Origin of the sequence: Propioniciclava sp., from assembly GCF_036744435.1 — a bacterium.
Lineage (GTDB): Bacteria > Actinomycetota > Actinomycetes > Propionibacteriales > Propionibacteriaceae > Propioniciclava.
In genome coordinates this window covers 9402-12117 of record NZ_DAIOIA010000092.1, presented here as the reverse complement: position 1 = coordinate 12117, position 2716 = coordinate 9402, and the positions used below count along the sequence as shown (strand labels likewise).

Below are 2716 nucleotides of genomic sequence, written 5' to 3'. Positions count from 1 at the left end.
ACGACGAGTCCGACCCGATGTGGCTGCGCATGATCGACCACACCGACCAGCTCGTAGTCGCCACGACGACCCGAGACGACCACGCCGAAGCCGGCGCGCTCCTCCTCGAAGGGCTGGCCGAGCGCGACGAGCGCTCCGCCCAGCTCGCACAGCGAGCCGTCGTCGTCGTCAACCAGGCCGACCCCAAGGCGGTCTCCTCCGACCTCGCCCGCGTCGCGGAAGGCTACAGCGGCCTGGCCCGCGCAGCCGTCACCGTCCCCCACGACCCGGCAATGGTCGACGGCGTTCTCCGCTACGGCTCCCTGCGACCCTCGACGCAGCGCGCATGGCTCAGAGCCGGCGCAGCGGTCGCAAACGGGCTGTGAGCATTACCCGGCCAATCCCCGGCCCCCAGAGGGTCGCGGATTGGCCGCGCGTCGTCGCGAGCTTGCAGCTCGACGGCACGGGTACGATCACCGTCAACGGCTCCGAGCGCCCGTGCGCGGCCGCCTCCATCGAGGAGCTGCGCACGGGCATCACCGCGCGCTGCGCGACGATCGCGGCCGGCCTTCGCCGCCCCGTGCGCCTCACCGTGAACGACCCCGCCGGCACCTGGCAGCTCGCCGTCCGCCCCGAGGGCTACGTGCAGCTGCTCAACGACGCCGGCATGATCGACCCCGCAGACGGTCTCACCGTCGACGAGGGCCGCTGCCGGCAGTGCCGGCGACTGCAACCCGTCACCGAGACGCGCTGCGCGCAATGCGGCATCCAGGAGCCGCACCGCGTAGAACTCGGCCCCGGCCCCGAGAACATCGAGCCCGAGCCCGAACCGCAGCAGTTCTCGCGCCCTCCGGTCGACGAGGACGACCCCGGCCGCACACGGCCGCGACCGCCCGTTCAGCGTCGGCCGACGCTGCGCCTGCACTTCACCACCCAGCCGCCCGTCGACGTCGACGGGAACGCGGCCGTGGGCCGCAACCCCTCGCCCGTCGACGGCCGCTCAGCGGTCACCGTCGTCAGTCCCGGACGGATGCTCTCGCGCACGCACGCGCTCGTCGACGTCAACGCCGCCGGCCAGATCGTCGTCACCGACCACAACTCCGGCAACGGCATCGAGACCGCCACCGAGCCGCCCATGTGGCTCACCCCCGGCCAGCCGTACGTGATCCACCCCGGCACGACCCTGCGCATGGGCGACGTCGACTGCACCCCCGAAGTCGTGCACGACACGCCCGCCTGAGACGTCCCCTGTAGATGTAGATAGACCGGCTAGGGTTGAGGCATGTCAAACCAGTACCGGCGACCGCGGGGGACTCCGAAGGTTGCACTCAACCTGTTCGTAGCTCCCGACGTCAAGGAACTGATCGACACTTACGCCAGCGAGGCGAACGCGCCCATCTGGGCCATCGTCGAAGCCGCGATCCGCGCCGGCAAGCCTGGCGCAGCAGGCATCCCGGAGGGCTGGGACCTCCCGGAGCAGCCACGACTTGATCTTGACGCCGGAGGTGAGCCCCTGCGAAGGAGCGCGTAGAACTAGCGAACCCCCCACCCTGTGAGGGCGAGGGGTTCGAAGCTAAGGCCTGATCTGAAGAAGTTTGGCGACAGAAGCAGATCAAGCAGTTTGAGAAACCGGCCGGGAAGCCGGGGTCTCGTTGTACCCAGGAGGAGCCCCAGGAGGTGACCCCATCATAACGTCTAGTTCAAGAACTGCGCAGCAACCACGCCCAGATTCGTGGGCGCTCACTGCCGAGCTGAGCCCGCGCCCGAGCGTGCGTGTGGCCGCGGTCGACGCCTACGGCGACGCTCTGAACCTCTACGACGGTCACCGCCGCGTCAGTGGGCCCGCGCCCGATCGCCCGTGGGCGGTCTACCTCGCTGGGCCCGATCGCCTGTTCCGGCTACTCTGCTTTGACCTCGACGCCAAGACTGCCGGCGCGGCCGCCGCGGCCGCCCGAGACGCCGACGTGCTCGCCGGTCTCCTTGTCGACGTCGGCCTGTCGCCCGTCGTCTGCGCCTCCGGCCCAACCGGCGGCCGCCACGTCTGGGCCGCTCTGGCCGAGGGCGTCGACGCCGGCAGCATGAGCAAGCTCGCGTATCTCGCGCAGCACGTGTGCCCCTCCCTCGACCTTTCCCCGCTGACGAATGCCGTCACCGGGTGCGTGCGGCCGCCAGGAGCGCCCCACCGTGCCGGCGGGCACTCCACCGTCCTCAGCGGCGAGCTGCGCGCGCTCACCGAGCCCACGGGCACCGTGGCGCAGGTTCGCGCGCTCACCGAGCGCCTGGTGCGCCTCGTTGACGACGCCGAGCCCGCCCACACGATCGACCCCCGCAAACCTCTGCCCCTCGACGACCACTCGCGCCTGTTCCTGCCCGGCCCACGCCGCGAGCTGGCGGCCGTGAGCGCGGCCGCGCTGCGCGAGGACGCCGCCTCCGGCGACGCCTCCGCGGTCCTCTGGCGCGTGCTCATCGGAGCGGCGGCCGCCAGGTGGCGGCACGCCGACGTCGCCGCGCTCGTGGCGACCGCGCCCGGCTTGGAGCACGTACGCACCGAGCGCGATCGCGGCACCCGCCGCCCCCGCGGCCGCATCGCCGCGGCACGCACGCTGCGTCGGCAGTGGGACAAGGCCGTGAAGTTCGTGGCCACGACCGACCGCCAGATCGGGGACGATCCCACGTTCGATCGCCGGGCCGGCGCGATCGCCGCGCACGTGCGCGAGCTGCAAGCCCGCGCCGACGC

4 protein-coding genes are annotated in these 2716 nt (G+C 71.9%); all 4 read left to right on the top strand.

The window, feature by feature from the left end; translation table 11 throughout:
- The coding region (locus V7E09_RS11400; RefSeq protein WP_442956879.1) for a MinD/ParA family ATP-binding protein at positions 1–365 on the top strand (365 nt) is incomplete at its 5' end.
- Between the two features lie 62 nt (positions 366–427).
- A complete protein-coding gene (locus tag V7E09_RS11395) occupies positions 428–1219 on the top strand; it encodes an FHA domain-containing protein (RefSeq protein ID WP_324523410.1) in 792 nt (263 codons plus the stop codon).
- A 42-nt stretch (positions 1220–1261) separates the two neighbouring features.
- Complete coding sequence (locus tag V7E09_RS11390; RefSeq protein ID WP_218714254.1) at positions 1262–1510, top strand: hypothetical protein; 249 nt, start codon at positions 1262–1264, stop codon at positions 1508–1510.
- Positions 1511–1748: 238 nt separating this feature from the next.
- Positions 1749–2716: hypothetical protein (locus V7E09_RS11385; RefSeq protein WP_324523409.1), on the top strand; the 968-nt coding region annotated here is incomplete at its 3' end.